This is a genomic window from Kitasatospora sp. Xyl93, assembly GCF_055383135.1.
Window position 1 is genome coordinate 3,637,630 of the sequence record NZ_AP029185.1, and the last position, 18,206, is coordinate 3,655,835.

Annotated in this window: 14 protein-coding genes; 8 read left to right on the forward strand and 6 right to left on the reverse strand. The window is 74.8% G+C overall.

Features of this window, described 5'->3' with window-relative positions; translation table 11 throughout:
- Positions 1-360 precede the first annotated feature (360 nt).
- Both ACZ5GH_RS16180 and ACZ5GH_RS16185 read right to left on the reverse strand, forming a co-directional pair.
- Positions 361-1,323, reverse strand: coding sequence for a Ppx/GppA family phosphatase (locus ACZ5GH_RS16180; RefSeq protein WP_387752934.1), 963 nt, complete (start codon positions 1,321-1,323; stop codon positions 361-363).
- Positions 1,324-1,585: 262 nt separating this feature from the next.
- Positions 1,586-2,794: an SUKH-4 family immunity protein gene (locus tag ACZ5GH_RS16185; RefSeq protein WP_464334555.1), complete on the reverse strand. Its 1,209-nt coding sequence runs from the start codon at positions 2,792-2,794 to the stop codon at positions 1,586-1,588.
- 318 nt (positions 2,795-3,112) lie between these two features.
- Here ACZ5GH_RS16185 and ACZ5GH_RS16190 point away from each other — a divergent pair.
- Positions 3,113-3,999, forward strand: a protein-coding gene (locus ACZ5GH_RS16190; RefSeq protein WP_464336835.1) for an IS5 family transposase whose coding sequence is annotated in 2 segments (ribosomal slippage) — positions 3,113-3,467 and positions 3,467-3,999 — 888 coding nt in all. Because the reading frame shifts where the segments join, the coding sequence is not laid out codon by codon here.
- A gap of 1,015 nt (positions 4,000-5,014) precedes the next feature.
- Here ACZ5GH_RS16190 and ACZ5GH_RS16195 read toward each other — a convergent pair.
- Together ACZ5GH_RS16195 and ACZ5GH_RS16200 are read right to left on the reverse strand one after the other, a co-directional pair.
- The gene (locus ACZ5GH_RS16195; RefSeq protein ID WP_464334556.1) at positions 5,015-7,816 is read right to left on the reverse strand and encodes a toxin glutamine deamidase domain-containing protein; all 2,802 of its coding nucleotides are present in this window, start codon (positions 7,814-7,816) and stop codon (positions 5,015-5,017) included.
- 83 nt (positions 7,817-7,899) lie between these two features.
- Positions 7,900-8,382, reverse strand: coding sequence for a hypothetical protein (locus ACZ5GH_RS16200; protein ID WP_464334557.1), 483 nt, complete (start codon positions 8,380-8,382; stop codon positions 7,900-7,902).
- 355 nt (positions 8,383-8,737) lie between these two features.
- On the opposite strand from ACZ5GH_RS16200, the gene ACZ5GH_RS16205 reads away from it, so the two are divergent.
- Positions 8,738-9,628, forward strand: coding sequence for a DUF3109 family protein (locus ACZ5GH_RS16205; protein WP_464336836.1), 891 nt, complete (start codon positions 8,738-8,740; stop codon positions 9,626-9,628).
- Positions 9,629-9,660: 32 nt separating this feature from the next.
- Here the strand turns inward: ACZ5GH_RS16205 and ACZ5GH_RS16210 are convergent, their stop codons facing one another.
- Together ACZ5GH_RS16210 and ACZ5GH_RS16215 are read right to left on the reverse strand one after the other, a co-directional pair.
- Positions 9,661-10,830 (reverse strand): NADH-quinone oxidoreductase subunit D, encoded by a 1,170-nt coding sequence (locus tag ACZ5GH_RS16210; protein ID WP_464334558.1) that lies wholly within the window; start codon positions 10,828-10,830, stop codon positions 9,661-9,663.
- Entirely contained in the window at positions 10,827-11,843 is a 1,017-nt protein-coding gene (locus ACZ5GH_RS16215; RefSeq protein WP_464334559.1) for an SAM-dependent methyltransferase, read from the reverse strand. The genes ACZ5GH_RS16210 and ACZ5GH_RS16215 overlap by 4 nt, the downstream gene beginning before the upstream one ends.
- A 128-nt stretch (positions 11,844-11,971) precedes the next feature.
- On the opposite strand from ACZ5GH_RS16215, the gene ACZ5GH_RS16220 reads away from it, so the two are divergent.
- The 6 genes from ACZ5GH_RS16220 to ACZ5GH_RS16245 all read left to right on the forward strand — a co-directional run bounded on the left by ACZ5GH_RS16220 (position 11,972) and on the right by ACZ5GH_RS16245 (position 18,203).
- Positions 11,972-13,204, forward strand: coding sequence for a sensor histidine kinase (locus ACZ5GH_RS16220; protein WP_464334560.1), 1,233 nt, complete (start codon positions 11,972-11,974; stop codon positions 13,202-13,204).
- 37 nt (positions 13,205-13,241) lie between these two features.
- Positions 13,242-13,931 (forward strand): response regulator, encoded by a 690-nt coding sequence (locus ACZ5GH_RS16225; protein WP_387752919.1) that lies wholly within the window; start codon positions 13,242-13,244, stop codon positions 13,929-13,931.
- A 126-nt stretch (positions 13,932-14,057) separates the two neighbouring features.
- Positions 14,058-15,029 carry a Rossmann-like and DUF2520 domain-containing protein gene (locus ACZ5GH_RS16230; RefSeq protein ID WP_387752916.1) on the forward strand — a complete coding sequence of 324 codons (972 nt, stop codon included), beginning with the start codon at positions 14,058-14,060 and terminating at the stop codon, positions 15,027-15,029.
- A complete protein-coding gene (panC, locus tag ACZ5GH_RS16235; RefSeq protein ID WP_387752913.1) occupies positions 15,029-15,934 on the forward strand; it encodes a pantoate--beta-alanine ligase in 906 nt (301 codons plus the stop codon). Before ACZ5GH_RS16230 ends, panC begins: the two co-directional genes overlap by 1 nt.
- Before the next feature lie 133 nt (positions 15,935-16,067).
- Positions 16,068-16,517, forward strand: coding sequence for an aspartate 1-decarboxylase (panD, locus tag ACZ5GH_RS16240; RefSeq protein WP_387752910.1), 450 nt, complete (start codon positions 16,068-16,070; stop codon positions 16,515-16,517).
- A 15-nt stretch (positions 16,518-16,532) separates the two neighbouring features.
- On the forward strand, positions 16,533-18,203 hold the full coding sequence (locus tag ACZ5GH_RS16245) for an L-aspartate oxidase (protein WP_387752907.1): 1,671 nt from the start codon (positions 16,533-16,535) through the stop codon (positions 18,201-18,203).
- Positions 18,204-18,206 lie beyond the last annotated feature (3 nt).

Here is an 18,206-nt window from a genome sequence, read left to right on the forward strand (position 1 = left end):
CCGTCTTCGCGGTGCGATGGGCGGCCTTGACCGCCTTCGCGGCCTGCTTGGCGGCCTGGGCGGCGGTGGCGCCGGTCACCGCCTTGCCGAGCCGGCGGCGCGGGCCGTCCGGCCGCGACTGCCCGTTCCCGGGAGTGCGGCCCTCCTGCGTTCCGTCCTCGTCCGCTGGTTGCACCACGGGAGACAGCGTAAGCGGAGCACGCGGCGAACGGGGTGGGATGACCGGCGCAGTGACCATCGGCACGTTGCGGCGGGGCGACTCCTACCGGCCGTGGGGCGGTGGTCGACCGGCGGGTGCCGGGTGTCTTGGCGCGGCCAGGGCTGCGGGCGTGGCCGGGGTGCCGGTGCGGCCGGCCGGGGTTACGGGGTGAGTGCCGGGCGGCGGCGGTCGGCGGGGCTGTCCATGGCGTCCAGGCGGCGCAGGATGATGCCCTCGCGCAGCGCCCACGGGCAGACGTCCAGCTCCTCCAGGCCGAACAGGTCCATCGCGGCGTCGGCGACCAGCGCGCCGGCCAGCAGCTGCTTGGCCCGGCCCTCGGAGACGCCGGGGATCCGGGCGCGCTCGGCGACGGTCATCGCGGACAGCCGGGGCAGCCAGGCGGCCAGGCCGCTGCGGGTGAGCCGCCGGTCGGCGTACGGGCCGGCGTCGGCGGGCGCGGCGCCGGTCATCCGGGCCAGCTGCTTGAAGGTCTTGGAGGTGGCGACCGCGTGCCGCGGCGGCCCGAGCCGGGTGATCTCGGCGACCACCGTGGCCAGCTCCGCCCGGATGTGGCGGCGCAGCTCGCGCAGCCCGTCCGGGTCGGCGACGTCCCCCGGCAGCCAGCGGGCGGTCAGCCGGCCGGCGCCCAGCGGCAGCGAGCAGGCGACGTCCGGTTGCTCGTCGAGGCCGCAGGCGATCTCCAGCGAGCCGCCGCCGATGTCCAGGTTGAGCAGCCGGCCCGAGGACCAGCCGAACCAGCGGCGGACGGCCAGGAAGGTGAGCCGGGCCTCGTCCTGCCCGGAGAGGACGCGCAGCTCGACACCGGTCTCGTCGGTCACCCGGCGCAGCACCTCCTCGCCGTTGGCGGCCTCGCGCACCGCGGAGGTGGCGAACGGGAGGATGTCGACCACGCCCTTGTCCTCGGCGACCCGCAGCGAGGAGGCGACGTGGCCGACCAGCCGCTCGACGCCGGCCTCGCTTATCGCCCCGTCCGCGTCCAGCAGTTCGGCCAGGCGCAGCTCGGCCTTGTGCGAGTACGCGGGCAGCGGGGCAGCACCCGGGTGGGCGTCCACCACGAGGAAGTGGACCGTGTTGGAACCTACGTCGAGCACACCGAGTCGCATAACTCTCCACGCTACGCGATCCAGGTCCTGGTGAGAGGGGGTGCGGCGGTACTCGTGCTGGTCCGGGACCGGCCGGCGGGCGGGCCGGTGAACCGGCGGTTCCGGCCGTCCGCACCCGTACCGCCCGGGTGGCCAGTGGCCGCCCGGGGGTCGCCGCATCGGGGGCGGCCGCCCTTGCGGCGTCCGGCGCGGGGGTTGTCGGCGCGGGGGTTGTCGGCGCGAGGGTGGCCGCGCCGGGGCTTCCGGCGCAACCGACCGGCCGTCACAGCAGGCCGTCCCACAGCTGCTCGACGATGACGGCCCACCAGTTCTCCGGGTCGGCGAAGACCGTGCCGTCCACCTCCGCCAGCGCGCGCTGCAGGGCGTCCACCGCTCCGCCCGCGGCCACCGGGTCGAGCCCGCGCAGCGCGGGCCACCAGCCGGCGAACACCTCCAGGCAGCGGACGAAGGCGCGCAGGCTCGCGTTGCAGTGGCGGGCGGTCGCGTAGTCCGGGTCGACGGCCCGGACCGCCCCGCCCACCGGGTCGAGGGCCAGCAGCGCCCAGCCGTCCGTCCCCAGCACCAACTGCCCGGCGAGCGCCAGACGCTCCCGCTCGGCCACCCGGGTGCCGCGGCCGAGCTCGGCCAGGTGCGCGGCGAGCGGGGGCAGGGCGGTGCCCTGGCGGGTGCCGTCGGCGATCGCCTCGGTACCCGGGTGGTGCAGCCCGAAGAACCCCGGCACGGAGACCGGTACGCCCACCGTCAGCAGCAACGCGGCCGCGTCCCCGGGCAGTTCGGCGCGGGCGACGTCGGCCGGATCGAAGCGCTGCACGCCCGCCGGGCCGAACCGCTCGGCGAGCCGGGCGGCGAGCGCCGCGTCGGGTTCGTCGGGCGCGGGGCGCACCGCTCGGGGGAAGGGCACCCGGTTGCGGGCCGGGCCGCCCGGCGGCGCGGGCAGCGCCCGTACGGCGGCGGCCCGGTGGTCGAAGCGCGGGCCGTACGGGAGCTCGAAGTCGATCCGGGCGGTGGGCAGTTCGGCGGCCAGGGCGTAGGACCAGTAGCCGCCGGGCAGGGCGCTCGGCCGCAGGTCGGTCCGGACGGCGAGCACGTCCTCGGCGGCGACGCCCTGCTCGCGCAGCCACCACCAGCCGCGCAGCGCGGGGTGCGGCAGGCCCGCGGCGGAGCGCAGGGCCAGCGACCGTTCCTCGCCGGTGACGTCCCGGTAGATCAGCTCGGCCCGGGCGCCCCGGCCGGTCGCGGGCGGGAGGGTCGGGTCGTAGCCGCCGGCGCCGACGAAGTCCCGGTACAGCCCGACCACTTCGTCCACCGGCACCGAGGGCCACACCGTGAACCGTCCGCTCTCCCGGTCCACCACGGCGCAGGCCGCGCCCACCTCCTCGGGCGCCCGCCGTTCTGCCGTCCGCGGGTCCACCACCAGCCGGGCGGGCTCGGCCCACACCACCCAGCCGAGCTCGAACTCATGGGTGCACACCCGCCGCACCGCACCGGCGCCCTGTGGCAGATCCCCGTTGATCCACCGGTGCCCCGCCTCCACCGCCTGCGCCCGCGAAATCACCCGGCCACCCCCGTTCCCGTCCACACCCCGACACCCATCCCAACCCGACCCGCGACCCTACGCCCCCACACCGACCCCACACCAAGCACCGACAACCACCCCCGCCGACTCCCCACCCAACCCCCGCACACCCCGCTCCTCCCGCCCCCTCGCGCACCCTGCCCCTCACACCCCCTCACGCACAGGAAGTCGGCCCCGCCGACTTCTAGGCCGTGTCTCATAATTGATCTTGTGGTGGGTCGAGGAGAGATAACGGATGCCGCGTGGGCTCGGATAGAGCCGTTGTTGCCGCAGCGGGACGGGGCCGGGCGTCCATGGCGGGATCATCGCCAGGTGGTCAACGGGGTGCTGTGGCGGCTGCGGACGGGAGCCCCCTGGCGTGATCTGCCCGAGCGGTACGGTCCGTGGCAGACCGTCTACCGGCGCTTCGCCCAGTGGGAGAAGGACGGCACCTGGGCCGCGCTTCTGCGTGAGGTCCAGGTCCGCAACGACGCGGTGGGGTCCGTGGAGTGGACGGTCTCGATCGACTCCACGGTCGCGCGGGCCCACCAGCACGCGGCCGGGGCCCGCAAAAAGGGGATCAGCCCGAGGACGAATCGGATGATCCGGCAGCAGTTGCGTGCCGCGAGGCGCTTGGCCGGTCCCGGGGCGGGCTGACCACCAAGATCCACCTGGCGGTCGACGGCCGGGGCCTGCCGCTGTCGATCGTGCTGAGCACGGGCAACACGGCCGACTGCACGATGCTGCCCGCCGTCCTCGACGCGATCCGTGTTCCGCGCACAGGGGCCGGGCGGCCGAGGACCAGACCCGACCGGGTCGTGGCCGACAAGGCGTACTCCTCCCGGACGATCCGCCGGCTGCTGCGGCGCCGGCGGATCAGGGCGACCATCCCCGAACGCCGGGACCAGATCGCCGGCCGCGCCCGCCGCGCAAGCCGCGGCGGGCGCCCGCCGGCCTTCGACATGACCGCCTACAAGGGTCGCAACGTCGTTGAGCGCTGCTTCGCCAGGCTGAAGCAATTTCGGGCCGTGGCCACCAGGTTCGACAAGCTGGCCAAGCGCTACCGGGCCGGCGTCGTCCTCGCTTCGCTGATCCTGTGGCTGCGAGCCGAGGAGCAATAGCCCCCACCAAGATCAATTACGAGACACGGCCTAGTGCGGCCCGCACACCCTGCCCCTCACACCCCCTCACGCACAGGAAGTCGGCCCCGCCGACTTCTAGTGCGGCCCGCACACCCTGCCCCTCCCACCCCCTCACGCATAGGAAGTCGGCCCCGCCGACTTCTAGTGCGACTCGCGTCCGTTCTTCCGGACGTGGGCGAATATGCAGACTGGTCTACATATCTTTCCACCTCACGCCCCCTATGCAAGCGCGAGAAGTCGGCGGGGCCGACTTCTCGCGCATCGCCTCTGGCGAATATGACGGTCGGCCTACATATTGCCTCGCGCCCCCAACCCCGGCCGCCTCAAAATGCGGCACAGGAAGTCGACCCGCCCGACTTCTCGCGCGCAGACCCTCTCCGCCGACGCCATCGCGCCGGGCTGTCATTGGAAGTCGGCAGGATCGACTTCCTGCGCAGCTGATCTGATGGCTCTCGCCGGGAGATGCTGGGCCCGCGCAGAAAGTCGGCCCGTTCGACTTCTCGCGCCGCCCGACGCGGGGGCATTCCTGGAGGTTGGGTCGCACAGGAAGTCGGCGGGGCCGACTTCCTGTGCACGTTCGAGGTGTCGGGCTGGGGTGGCGGGCAGAAATATGTAGACCGAGCGTCCTATTCTTCGCCGCTTGTGCCGGAAGTCGGAGTAGCGGGGCATGCAAAGCCAACGAATATGACGGTCGGCCTACATATTCTTTCCGAAAAAAGGCGGGCAAGATCTGGCAGCTCGAACCGCACAGGAAGTCGGAGGGGCCGACTTCTGGCGCAAGCTCAACGCCCACCCAGGCATCGCGCCGTGCGTGCACAGGAAGTCGACCCGGCCGACTTCTCCGCAGAATCCTGGAAAATATGACGGTCGGTCTACATATTCGCTGGAAGAGGAAAGTTCGGGCGAGCCCAACCCCATACCGACGCCACCCCGCCCGGGGATGCGCAGGAAGTCGGCGGGGCCGACTTCCTGCGCGCTGGGGGGCAGGGCGGGGTCAGGCGGCGGGGGTGAGGGGTAGGGGGCGGCCTTCGGGGGTGAGGGCGATGGCCCAGAGGCCATGGGTGGCGGGGTGGAGGGGGGTGGGGGCCTGGAGGGCGAGTTGGTGGTCTAGATAGGTGACGGTGTCCTGGTGGTTGACGGCGTTCCAGGCGTGCGGGCGGCCGTAGGCGTCGAGGGTGAGGAGCACCGCCTGGGAGCCGTGGCCGGCGCGGCGGAGGTCCTCGGCGAGGCGGTCGAAGGCCCGCCCACCGTCGCCCAGGTCCCGGAAGGGGGCGCCGAGTTCGCGTTCGGCGCGGTCCCGGCCACCGCGTTCGCCGGCGTCGCCCTCGGTGGGGATGCGCGGGGCCGCGCAGGTCGGGCGGCCGGCGTAGCACTCGACCGCCGAGAGGGCGATCTCCAGGCTGTTGTTGGCCCGGCCCGGTTCGCGGTAGCCGCCGTCGTTGACGGCCTCCGCCCAGCCGCCGGTGGCCGGGTCGGGGTGGCGGACGGGCAAGCCGTCCTCGTCCCGGGGCGCGCGGCGTTCGAGTTCGGCCTGGTGCTCCGGGTCGACCGGCGCGAGCCCGCCCGGCAGGCCGTACGGACGGCTGTCGGCGATGCTGCGCACCCGGACCGCCGGACCCTCCGGCTGGGCTCCGCGCCGTGCGCGCAGGGCGAGTTGGAGGGCCATCGCGTGGGCGGTCGCGACCGGGACCGCGCCCCAGGCGAGGGTCGGGTCGGCGAGGCCGGCCGCGTTCTCCCGTCGCCGGGCGTCCACCGGGTGCGGTTCGGGCCTCCCGATGACCGGGGTGGTCCCGACGATCGGCGGTGCGGCCGGAGGCGGCGGTACGGCGTGGACGGGCGGCGGTCCGACGACCGGGTTCGGCGCCGCGCCGACCGGTGCCTTGGTCACCGGCGCACCCGGCTGCGGCCCGCCGGGAGCAGGTCCCCCGGGAGCAGGTCCGCCGACGGCAGGACCGCCGACGGCCGCGCCGCCGGGACTGCCGGACGCACCCGCCCCGACGCCACTGCCGAACGGCGCCGCGACGTTCACCGGCCCGCCACCGGGGCCGGCCAGCGGCCCGGGTCCGACGGTGCCCACCGGACCGGCCGCCGGGTACCCGCCGTACCCGCCGCCGTACACCGGGGTGCCGAACTGCCCGGGCACCCCGACCGGCCGGATCGCCGGCGGGGCGTCCGGTGCCGGACCGTGCGCCGGGACGTGGGCGGGGCCGCCGGTGGACGGCGTGGTGACGGGCGCGGTGACCGGATCGGCCGGCGCAATCACCGAGTCCGTCCGTACGGTCACCGCACCACCACCGCCGCCACCGACACCCGCACCACCGCCACGACCGCCACCGCCGTGCGAGGAGGCCGCGGGCGCCTGGAGCGGGTAGTCCCCGTCCGCCGAGCCCACCGGCCCGACGGACCCGACGCCGCTGCCGAACGGCGCGGCAGCGGCCGCCGCCGGCGCCCAGACACCGCCAGCGCCTGCACCGCCACCACCCGTCGCCCGGTGGTGCCCCGGCGAGCCTCCGGCCGACGCGCCCCCCGCCGCACCCCCCGGCGCGCTCGCCGCGACCACCGCGTCCGGCCCGCCGACGACCGCACCCGGGTCCACCGCCACCGAGGCCACCGTCACGACACCCGGCGCCTTCGGATCCCCCGGCCCCTCGGGCGTCACACCCGCGCCCGGCCTCTCGGCCCCCGGCCTGTCACCGCCCGGCCCGTCCGCCCCCGGCGTCAGCCCGGCGAGCGGCACCCCGTGGACCGCCTTGGCCTCCTCGTCGGTGAGCACCGGCTGCCCGTGCTCGTCCAGCCGGACGGCCAGGTCCGCGACCCCGACGACCGGCTTGCCGTCCGGCCCCGGGACGACCAGCAGCCCGGTGGCGTCGGCCACCTCCGTGCCGTCGGCGCGCAGGATGACCGGCTGCCCGTCCGGGCCGAGGACGGGTTTGCCGTGCTCGTCCACCTTGACCATCAGCCCGGGCACGCCGACCAGCGGCCTGCCGTCCTTCCCCGCGAGCAGGACCAGCCCGGAGCCGTCCGCGCCGAGCACCCCCGGTTCGCCGAGGGCGGCGGGCAGCCCGGCGGCGAGCGGGTCGAACGCGCCGCCGCGGTACGAGGCCGCGGTGATCCCCGTCCCCTGCGCGGTGCCGAGCTTCAGCAGGGCGACGGCGGCCGGCTCCTTGAGCACGCCGGACAGGGCGTCCTTCATGGCCCGGCCGAGTTCGGCGAGCAGTCCGCCGATCTTCAGCGCGGCGGCTTCGACGGCGACGGCCGCCACGCCCGCCGCGACCTGTTCGGTGGCGGCGTTCCGCACCTTGGCCGCGACGCCGCCGACGGCCTTCTCCAGTCCGCCGACCACCCCGTTCTTCGCCGGGTCGCCGTCGGCCGCCGCGGCGATCCGGCCGGCCGCCTCCTTGGCCTCGGCCGCCTGTTCCTCGGCCTGCTCGAGGTCGGCGGCGAGCTGTTGCAGGGTCGCGATGACCTCGGCCTTGCAGATGTCCACGGCCCGCGCGGCCGTGTCGAAGGCCCCGGCGACCAGCCCGACCGCGCTGTGCGCGTCGTCCAGGTGGCCCTTGCCGCCGCCACTGAACGCCTGCCAGTACGCGCCGAAGGCCTCGACCGCGTGGCCGGAGTTGTCGGCGGTGACCCGCCGGACGGACTCGCCGCAGCGGCGGGTGAGCCGGTCGGCCTCCTTGCCGAACTCGCGCCAGACTCCGGCGGCCTTGCGCAGGCCCTCCTCGTCGGCCTGCGGCCACTGCTGGCCGGTCCGGGCCAGCACCGGGACCAGTTCCTCGGGCAGTTTCCGGGACACGCGCTTCTCCCCCTGTCGAGCCGGGTCTGTCGTACCGGCTGTGTCGATCCGGTACGTCGAGCCGGTATGTCGAGCCGGGCCTGTCAGACCGACATGTCCTTGGGGACGACGGGAGCCGCCCCCTGGGTTGCCCCCGGAACCCCGGTCACCCCCGAAACCCCGACCGGCCCAGGCACCCCAGGCACCCCAGGCACCCCCGGCACTCCCGAACCCCCCGGCACCGCCGTCGCCCCGAACCCGCTCGCCGCCGAGCTGTCCGCGTCCGCCGTCCGCCCCGCCATCGTGTGCAGCCCCGCCCCGACCCCGGCCACCCGCCCGGCCAACCCCCGCAGCCCGCCGACGAGTTCACCGCGCGCCTGCCCGTACACGGCGGCGAAGCCGCTGCCCGGCTGGTCCGTCCCCCAGGGGGCGCCGAGCGCCGCGAGGCCCTGCTCCAGGGCGGCGACGGCCTTCGTCAGCTCGCCCCCGAGCTTCTCGAACTCCCGCCCCTCACCGTGCAGTTCCCACGGCTTGAGGACGAACTCCCCGCCCGCCGGACCGGACGCCCCGGTGCTGCCGCCTGCCATCCCCGTACCTCCCCGTAGCGGACCCTGCGGGCCCGTGCGGACCCGCAGCGGGCCGGCCGCCATCCTAGGCACGCCGCCGGGGCCGCCCGCAGGGCCCGACAGACCTCTTCACCCCGCCTTCACTCCCGGTGCCACCACGCCTTCACTCCGGGCCGCCACTCCTGGTGCCCCACCCCGCCCTCACTCCCGGCGCCCCCACCGCCACGGGCCGCGACCACCGGTCCCGCCACCGCGCTTCCGCCCCCGAAAGCTCTACCCTTGCCGGGTGGCACCAGCAGAAGCGTCCCCAGCAGAAACGTCCGAGAAGAAGGCCAAGGCGAAGCCCAAGGCCTCCTCCGCCCCCGTCGACCTCGCTATGCCGACCCTGCGTCGCGAGATCCCGCGCGACGAGGTCCCGCTCGACTTCCCGCGCGCCTGGGTCGAGTTCGCCGACCCGGCGGACGAGGAGCAGGTCTTCCGCTGCGACCTCACCTGGCTGACCTCCCGCTGGTCCTGCGTCTTCGGCCAGGGCTGCCACGGCATCCGCGAGGGCCGCGGCGAGTCGGACGGCTGCTGCACGCTGGGCGCCCACTACTCGGACGAGGACGACGAGAAGCGCGTCCGGTCGCACGCGGCCCGGCTGACCCCCGAGCTGTGGGAGAACTTCGCCGAGGGCACCGACGCCAAGGGCCGGATCGTCGCCGACGGCGGCATCACCATGCTGGACGAGGACGGCGACCGCCAGACCCGCCGGGTCAACGGCGCCTGCATCTTCGTGAACAGCCCGGACTTCGCGGGCGGCGCCGGCTGCGCCCTGCACGCGCTCGCCCTCAAGGAGGGCCGCGAGCCGCTGGAGACCAAGCCGGACGTCTGCTGGCAGCTGCCGGTCCGCCGCACCTACGACTGGATCGACCGCCCCGACGACACCCGCTACCTCCAGGTCTCGATCGGCGAGTACGACCGGCGCGGCTGGGGCCCCGGCGGCCACGACCTGCACTGGTGGTGCACCGGCGCCCCGGCGGCCCACCAGGGCGCGGAGCCGGTGTACGTCAGCTACCGCCCCGAGCTCACCGAGCTGATGGGCCGCGAGGCGTACGAGGTGCTGGCCCGGCTGTGCGAGGAGCGGATCGCCACCAAGGGCGACCGCAAGGTGGCTCCCCACCCCGCCGACCCGGTCAAGCCCCCGAAGCCGACCAATCAGGCCAAGGCCGACGCCAAGGCCAAGGACAACGCCAAGGCCAAGGTCAAGCCCCCCAAGCAGGACTGACCGCCCCGCCCGCCCACCGACCCCCGGCGGTCCTACTTGTCGATGTCGCCGACCACGAAGAACATCGACCCCAGGATCGCCACCATGTCCGCGACCAGCGTCCCCGGCAGCAGCTCGGTCAGCGCCTGGATGTTGTTGAAGGACGCCGACCGCAGCTTGAGCCGCCACGGCGTCTTGTCGCCCCGCGAGACCAGGTAGTAGCCGTTGATCCCGAGCGGGTTCTCGGTCCACGCGTAGGTGCTGCCCTCCGGCGCCTTGAGCACCTTGGGCAGCCGCTGGTTGACCGGGCCGGGCGGCAGCGCGGCGAGCTTGTCGAGGCAGGCGTCGGCGAGGTCGAGCGAGTTGAGGGTCTGCTCCAGCAGGCACTCGAAGCGGGCCAGGCAGTCGCCCTCCTCGCGGGTGACCACGGTGAGCACCTGCCGCAGTTCCTCGGAGCCGTACGCCAGGTACGGCTCGTCGCGGCGCAGGTCGAGGTCGAGGCCGCTGGCCCGGGCGATCGGCCCGCTGACGCCGTACGCCTCGGCCTGCGCCCGGGTGAGGACGCCGACGCCGGCGGTGCGGGCGCGGAAGATCTCGTTGCCGAGGACGAGGTCCTCGAAGACCGGCAGCTGCGAGCGCACGGTGGCGACGGCGGTGCGGACCCGGCCGAGCCAGCCGGCCGGCAGGTCCTCCTTGAGGCCGCCGACCCGGTTGAACATGTAGTGCATCCGCCCGCCGGAGGCCTCCTCCAGCACGTGCTGGAGGTCCTCGCGGCCGTTGAAGGCGTGGAAGACGGGGGTGATCCCACCGAGTTCCAGCGGGTACGAGCCGAGGAACATCAGGTGGTTGAGCACCCGGTTGAGCTCGGCGAGCAGGGTGCGGACCCACACCGCCCGCTCCGGGACCTCCATGCCGAGCATCCGCTCGACGCCCATCACGACGCCGAGTTCGTTGGAGAAGGCGGAGAGCCAGTCGTGCCGGTTGGCCAGCATGATGATCTGCCGGTAGTCACGGGCCTCGAACAGCTTCTCGGCGCCCCGGTGCATGTAGCCGATCACCGGCTCGGCGCTCACGATGCGCTCGCCGTCCAGCACCAGCCGCAGGCGCAGCACGCCGTGCGTGGCCGGGTGCTGCGGGCCGATGTTGAGCACCATGTCGGTGGTGCCCGCCGTGCCCGTGAAGTTCTCGGCGCCCGCCCCGATGCCGACCGTGGTCTCCCTCATGAGGTCAGAGTCTGCCATCCCGGCAGGTCCGCCAGACTCCTCGGTCCCGACATCCGGACGGCCTGCACCAGCCACCCGAACCCGCCCAGCCCGCCCGGGTCGGTCAGCTCGGCCGCCTCCCCCGCGCCGCTCAGCGCCCGCAGGTAGCCGGCCGGGTCGCTGGACGCCAGCGCGAGCGCCGGGCGCTCGCCGCTCACGCCGAGCGCCCGCAGCGCCTCCCGCTGCGTCGTCCACAGGCTGTGGAGACCGGGAGCGGCGATCGAGTCCAGCGCGACGTGCGCGGTGACGTCGCAGGAGCCGTCCGGCACCGGGGCGACCTCCCGGCCGTCCCGGAAGCCGGCGTGGGTGCCGAACGGCGGCCGCCGGTCCGCCGTGTGCCCGTAGTCGACGGCCACGGCCAGGCCGCGCTCCAGCCCGGCCACGACCCGCGCCCAGGCGGCGTCCCGGGGGCCGCCGAACTCCACCACCTCGCCGGGCTCCGCGACCGGCCACCAGCGCTCGGCCCAGGCCGCGTCGGCCGCCGAGACCGGCTCGCCGAGGCGCTGCTCGCCGGTGGCGGTGTCCACCTCGAGGTAGCGCAGCACCCCGTCCCCGTCCACCTCGCCGGCGTCCAGCGGCACGTTGTCCAGCCACTCGTTGGCGAACAGCAGCCCGGTGACGCCGCGCGGCGGCTCGTCCGTCCACAGGGCTGTGGACGGCAGGCCGTGCGGCCGCCCGGCGATCTCCACGCCGTACGGCCGCAGCCGTGCCAGCACCTCCGCGGGCAGCTCGGCGAGGACCCCGGTGAGCAGTTCGCCCCGCCCGGCCCCGACGTCGACCAGGGCCAGCTCCTCCGGACGACCGAGGGCCGCGTCAACCTCCAGCAGCAGCCGTGCCACCGCACGGGCGAACCTCGGCGAGGCGTGCACGGAGGTGCGGAAGTGCCCGGCGGGGCCCTCCGGCCTGCGGTAGAAACCCCGCTCGGGGTCGTACAGGGCCTGTTCCATGGCGGGCGCCCACCGCATCCAAGTCATGGGGCCGGACGCTACCCGGCGCCCGGTGGCCCCACCCAATCGGATCAGGTGCTCTCCGACCTACGGAGTAGGACGGATCGCCCTACCGGCGGACCTGGGCATGCGAAGCGACTGCCTACGCTGGACACGTGCATCGACTCAACGCCTGGCTCCGCCGTCACCCCATGGTGGTCGACGCCGCCTGGGCGTCGATCGTGCTGTTCTTCGGCCTGCTGCCGAACGACGGCTACGTCGACGAGGGCTGGCGCTTCGACGCCTCGATCCTGGTCGCGGTGCTGCTGCCGCTGCTGATGGTCTTCCGGCGGCGCCAACCCGATCTCACGGTGGCCGCCGCCACCTGCATCGGCGTCGGCCAGGTGGTCGCGAACGTGCCGCCGGGCGGCTCCTCGATCGCCTACCTGGTCTTCGCCTACACCGGCGCCGCCTTCGGCCAGAAGTGGACCTCCCGGCTGGCCCTGGCGGCCGGCCTGTCCGCCGGGCCGCTGGTGTTCTGGCAGATGAAGCCGGTGAAGACGGTCTTCGACAGGGCCGGCGACGCGCACAGCCGCCCGTACACCTTCGGCGAGGCGGCGCTGATCACGCTGCTGATGAGCACGCCGTTCATCCTCTGCTGGGCCTGGGGCCGGCTGACCAGGGTGCGCCGCGCCTACCTCACCGAGCTGGAGGACCGCGCCGCCCGTCTGGAGCGCGAGCGGGACGCCCAGTCCAAGGTGGCGGTCGCCGCCGAGCGGGCCCGGATCGCCCGCGAGCTGCACGACGTTGTCGCGCACAACGTCTCGGTGATGATCGTCCAGGCCGACGGCGCCGCGTACGTCCTGGACAACTCCCCGCAGCAGGCGAAGGAGGCGCTGAGCACGATCGCCTCCACCGGCCGCCAGGCGCTGGTCGAGATGCGCCGCCTGCTGGGCGTGCTGCGCACCTCCGACACCACCGCCGAGGAGTACGTGCCGCAGCCGGGCGTCGAGGAGCTGCCGGAGCTGCTGGAGCAGGTCCGCACGGCCGGGCTCGACGTGGACTACGCCACCTCCGGGCACCCGCGCGAGCTGCCGCGCGGCGTCGAGCTGACCGTCTACCGGATCGTCCAGGAGGCGCTCACCAACGTCCGCAAGCACGGCGGCCCCGACGTGCACGCCCGGGTCGCGGTCGACTTCGGCGAACGCGAGCTGGCCGTCCTGGTGGAGGACGACGGGCGCGGCAGCACCGACGAGCAGTTGGCCGCCGGCGGCACGGACGGCCTCGGCCACGGCCTGATCGGCATGCGCGAACGCGTCGGCATGGTCAGCGGCAGCCTCGACGTGGGCCCCCGCCCCGGTGGCGGCTTCCGGATCCGCGCCGTCCTGCCGCTCAAGGCGGCCCACTAGCCCCGTCCGCCGTCCACCCCCTCCAAGGAGTCCCACCTTGACCATCCGCGTGATGCTCGTCGACGACCAGGAACTGCTGCGCACCGGCTTCCGGATGATCCTCCAGTCGCAGGGCGACATCGAGATCGCCGCCGAGGCGGGCGACGGCGCGCGAGCCCTGGAGCTGCTGCGGCACACCGAGGTGGACGTGATCCTGATGGACGTCCGGATGCCGCGGCTGGACGGCGTGCAGGCGACCCGCCGGATCTGCCTCGCCGAGGACGGCAGCCCGCTGCCGAACGCCCCGCACGTGCTCATCCTCACCACCTTCGACCTGGACGAGTACGCCTTCGCCGCGCTCAAGGCCGGCGCCAGCGGCTTCCTGCTCAAGGACGTCCCGCCGACCGAGCTGGTGGCCGCGATCCGCGCGGTGCACGGCGGCGACGCGGTGGTCGCCCCGACCACCACCCGCCGGATGATCGACCGCTTCGCCGAGGTGCTGCCCACCCCGCACAGCGCGCCGGGCTCGGACGCCCTGGGCCCGCTGACCGAGCGCGAGCGGGAGGTGTTCCTGCTGGTCGCCCAGGGGCTGTCGAACGGCGAGATCGCGGCCCGGCTGGTGCTCTCCGAGGCCACCGTGAAGACCCACGTCGGCCGGATCCTGGCCAAGCTGGGACTGCGCGACCGGGTCCAGGCCGTGGTGCTGGCGTACGAGGCCGGGCTGATCCGGGCCGGGGCCACCGACTGATCCGGGCCCGGGCCACCGACTGATCCGCTTCGGTGTTCGGTCTCCCCCGTAGACTGGGGCGGTACGTCCGGTACCCGTCGAGCGGACTGGAACGGTCATTCAGGACAAGGCAGGACAAGGGTGGACGTGAATCCGTCCGACTTCGCCGACTTCGGCGAGTTCGCCCCGCTCGCCGACGGTCTCGGCGGCCAGGCCTTCGGCGATCCCGGAGACCCGGGCAACCGCCCGGCCCGGCTCGCCGTCGGCGTGGTCGGCACCGGCCGGGTCGGCCCCGCGCTGGGCGCCGCGCTCCAGCTCGCCGGGCACACCGTGGTCGCCGCGTCCGGGGTGTCCGCCACCTCCCGCCGCCGCGCCGAGGCGCTGCTGCCGGGCGTGCGGATCGTCACCCCGCCGCAGGTGCTGGCCGCCGCCGACCTGGTGCTGCTGACCGTGCCGGACGACGCGCTGGCCGACCTGGTGGCCGGGCTGGCCGCCACCGGCGCGGTCCGCCCCGGCCAGCTGGTGGTGCACACCTCCGGCGCGCACGGCGTCGCCGTCCTGGAGCCCGCCACCCGGGCGGGGGCGCTGCCGCTGGCCCTGCACCCGGCGATGACCTTCACCGGCACCTCGGTGGACCTGGCCCGGCTGGCCGGCTGCCCGTTCGGCGTGACCTCGCCCGAGGAGCTGCGGCCGGTCGCCGAGGCGCTGGTGGTGGAGATGGGCGGCGAGCCCGAGTGGGTGCCCGAGGACGTCCGCCCGCTCTACCACACCGCCCTCGCGCACGGCGCGAACCACCTGGTCACCCTGGTCGCGCAGGCGATGGACCTGCTGCGCACGGCCGGCGTCGCCGAGCCCGGCCGGATGCTCGGCCCGCTGCTGGGCGCCGCCCTGGACAACAGCCTGCGCTCCGGCGACGCCGCCCTCACCGGCCCGGTCGCCCGGGGCGACGCGGGCACCGTACGGCGCCACCTGGCGCAGCTCAGTACGGTGTCCCCGGACATCCCGGCGGCGTACCGGGCGATGGCCCGCGCCACCGCGCAGCGGGCGCTCGCCAACGGAGCGATCGACGAAACGTCGGCGGCGGCGCTGCTGGACGTACTGAACGAGGAGAAGCACTGATGGCACGCGGCAAGCAGCCGAACAAGGCCCAGCGGACGCCGAAGGTCCACCGGGCCGTCGTCACCCGCACCGTGGACGACTTCGAGGCCGCTTTCTGGCCGGACGAGCGGCCGGTGGACAACGCCGTCGTGATGACCATGGGCGCGCTGCACGAGGGCCACGCCGCGCTGATCCGGGCCGCCCGCAAGCAGGTCGGCCGGGAGGGCCGGGTCGCGGTGACGGTCTTCGTCAACCCGCTCCAGTTCGGCCCGGCCGAGGACCTGGAGCGCTACCCGCGCACCCTCGACGAGGACGTGCGGCTGGCCGAGGAGAACGGCGCCGACGTGGTCTTCGCGCCGTCCGTCGACGAGGTCTACCCGAACGGCGAGCCGCAGGTGCGCATGGTGGCCGGCCCGATGGGCGAGCGCTTCGAGGGCGCCACCCGCCCCGGCCACTTCGACGGCGTGCTGACCGTGGTCGCCAAGCTGCTGCACATCACCGACCCGGACTTCGCCTTCTTCGGCGAGAAGGACGCCCAGCAGCTGGCGGTCATCCGGCGGATGGTCGCCGACCTGGACTTCGACGTGGAGATCGTCGGCGTGCCGACCGTCCGCGAGGAGGACGGCCTGGCGCTGTCCTCGCGCAACCGCTACCTCTCGGCGCAGGAGCGCGCCCGGGCGCTCGTCCTGTCCAAGGCCCTGTTCGCCGGCCGGGACGCCGCCGCGCAGGGCCCGAAGGCCGTCCGCGAGGCCGCCTCGGCCGTCCTGGACGGCGCCGAGGGCGTCACCCTGGACTACCTCGCCCTGGTCGACCCGCACGACTTCTCGGAGGCGGCGGACGACTTCCAGGGCGAGGCGGTGCTGGCCGTCGCCGCGAAGGTGGGCGAGACCCGCCTGATCGACAACGTCCACCTCATCTGCCGCTAGCGCCCGTCTCCCGGATCCTCGCCGGGTCCGGGAGACGGGCCCCGGGCGGATGACCGTCAGGCACGGAAACGTTCGGTAGTACCGACAGCAGGAACCCCCTTCCGGCATGCACTCACAGGAGGCGTGACCCGCAATGCTCCGCACCATGCTCAAGTCCAAGATCCACCGGGCCACCGTGACCCAGGCCGACCTGCACTACGTGGGATCCGTCACGGTGGACGAGGACCTGCTCGACGCCGCCGACCTGCTCCCCGGCGAGCTGGTCCACATCGTCGACATCAACAACGGCGCCCGGCTGGAGACCTACACCATCGCCGGCCCGCGCGGCTCCGGCGTGATCGGCATCAACGGCGCCGCCGCCCGCCTGGTCCACCCCGGCGACCTGGTCATCCTCATCGCCTACGGGCAGATGGACACGGCCGAGGCCAAGGGCTACCAGCCGAAGGTCGTCTTCGTGGACGGGCACAACCGGATCACCGGCCTGGGCGGGGACCCGGCCGAGGCGCAGGAGGGCACCGGACTGCTGCGCGGGGACGCGGCGTACGGTGGCGGCAACGGCGCGGCCGACGCCGCCTCGCGCTGAAGGAGCCACTGACCCATGTCCACGCACCGCCTCACCGCCCCGGCCCCCGGCTGGACCGCGACCACCGACGTGGTCGTGGTCGGCTCCGGGGTGGCCGGCCTCACCGTCGCGCTCAACGTCCGCAAGGCCGGCCTGCGGGCCATGGTGGTCACCAAGGCGATGCTGGACGACGGCTCCACCCGCTGGGCCCAGGGCGGCGTCGCGGCCGCGCTGGGCGAGGGGGACACCCCCGGGCAGCACCTGGACGACACCCTGGTGGCCGGCGCCGGGCTCTGTGACGAGGAGGCCGTGCGCACCCTGGTCACCGAGGGCCCGGACGCCGTCCGCCGGCTGATCGCCACCGGCGCCGCCTTCGACCGCGGCGCGGACGGCGAGATCCTGCTGACCCGCGAGGGCGGCCACCACCGCAACCGGATCGTGCACGCCGGCGGGGACGCCACCGGCGCCGAGATATCCCGCGCGCTGGTCGCCGCCGTCCGCCACGACCCCGAGATCGAGCTGATCGAGCACGCGCTGGTCCTCGACCTGCTGACCGACGCCGAGGGCCACGCGGCCGGCCTCACCCTGCACGTGATGGGCGAGGGCCAGCGCGACGGCGTCGGCGCCGTCCGGGCCCGCGCGGTGGTGCTCGCCACCGGCGGCATGGGCCAGGTCTTCTCGGCCACCACCAACCCGGCGGTCTCCACCGGCGACGGCGTGGCGCTCGCGCTGCGGGCCGGCGCCGAGGTGACCGACCTGGAGTTCGTCCAGTTCCACCCGACCGTGCTCTGGCTCGGCCCGGAGGCCGAGGGCCAGCTGCCGCTGGTCTCCGAGGCCGTGCGCGGCGAGGGCGCCCACCTGGTGGACGCGGACGGCGTCCGGTTCATGGTCGGGCAGCACGAGCTGGCCGAACTGGCCCCGCGCGACATCGTCGCCAAGGCGATCACCCGGCGGATGCTGGAGCAGGGCGCCGAGCACATGTACCTGGACGGGCGGCACTTCGGCGCCGAGATGTGGGCGCACCGCTTCCCGACCATCCTGGCCTCCTGCCGCGCGCACGGCATCGACCCGGTCACCGAGCCGATCCCGGTCGCCCCGGCCGCGCACTACGCCTCCGGCGGCGTGCGCACCGACCCCCGCGGCCGCACCTCCGTGCCCGGTCTGTACGCCTGCGGCGAGGTCGCCTGCACCGGGGTGCACGGCGCCAACCGGCTGGCCTCGAACTCCCTGTTGGAGGGCCTGGTCTTCGCCGAGCGGATCGCCGCCGACCTGGCCGGACGGCACCTGGCCGGCGAGCTGCCCGAGCGCACCGTGGACGTCGAGGCCGCCCGGGCCGCGCACCCCGTCCCGCTGCCGGCCTCCGAGGCGCGCGCCGAGATCCAGCGGCTGATGTCGCGCGGCGCCGGCGTGCTGCGCTCGGCCGACTCGATGGCCGACACCGCGGCCGGGCTCGGCCTGGTCGCCGAGCAGGCGTACGCGCACGTGGCCGAGGAGAAGCCGGCCGACCCCCGGGTGGAGACCTGGGAGGCCGCCAACCTGCTGCTGGTCGCCACCGCCCTGGTCGCGGCCGCCGCGCAGCGCGCGGAGACCCGCGGCTGCCACTGGCGCGAGGACTTCCCCGAGCGCGACGACGCCCACTGGCGGCGCCACCTGATCACCACCCTCGCCGCCACCGGCGGCCCGGTCAGCACCCCTGAGGAGCAATAGAAC

Coding starts and splice junctions, on each gene's coding strand:
- panC (WP_387752913.1), top strand. CDS start 15,029: ATGGCACGCGGCAAGCAGCCGAACAAGGCCCAGCGGACGCCGAAGGTC.
- ACZ5GH_RS16205 (WP_464336836.1), top strand. CDS start 8,738: ATGCCGACCCTGCGTCGCGAGATCCCGCGCGACGAGGTCCCGCTCGAC.
- ACZ5GH_RS16180 (WP_387752934.1), bottom strand. CDS start 1,323: ATGCGACTCGGTGTGCTCGACGTAGGTTCCAACACGGTCCACTTCCTC.
- ACZ5GH_RS16210 (WP_464334558.1), bottom strand. CDS start 10,830: ATGAGGGAGACCACGGTCGGCATCGGGGCGGGCGCCGAGAACTTCACG.
- ACZ5GH_RS16200 (WP_464334557.1), bottom strand. CDS start 8,382: ATGGCAGGCGGCAGCACCGGGGCGTCCGGTCCGGCGGGCGGGGAGTTC.
- panD (WP_387752910.1), top strand. CDS start 16,068: ATGCTCCGCACCATGCTCAAGTCCAAGATCCACCGGGCCACCGTGACC.
- ACZ5GH_RS16215 (WP_464334559.1), bottom strand. CDS start 11,843: ATGACTTGGATGCGGTGGGCGCCCGCCATGGAACAGGCCCTGTACGAC.
- ACZ5GH_RS16245 (WP_387752907.1), top strand. CDS start 16,533: ATGTCCACGCACCGCCTCACCGCCCCGGCCCCCGGCTGGACCGCGACC.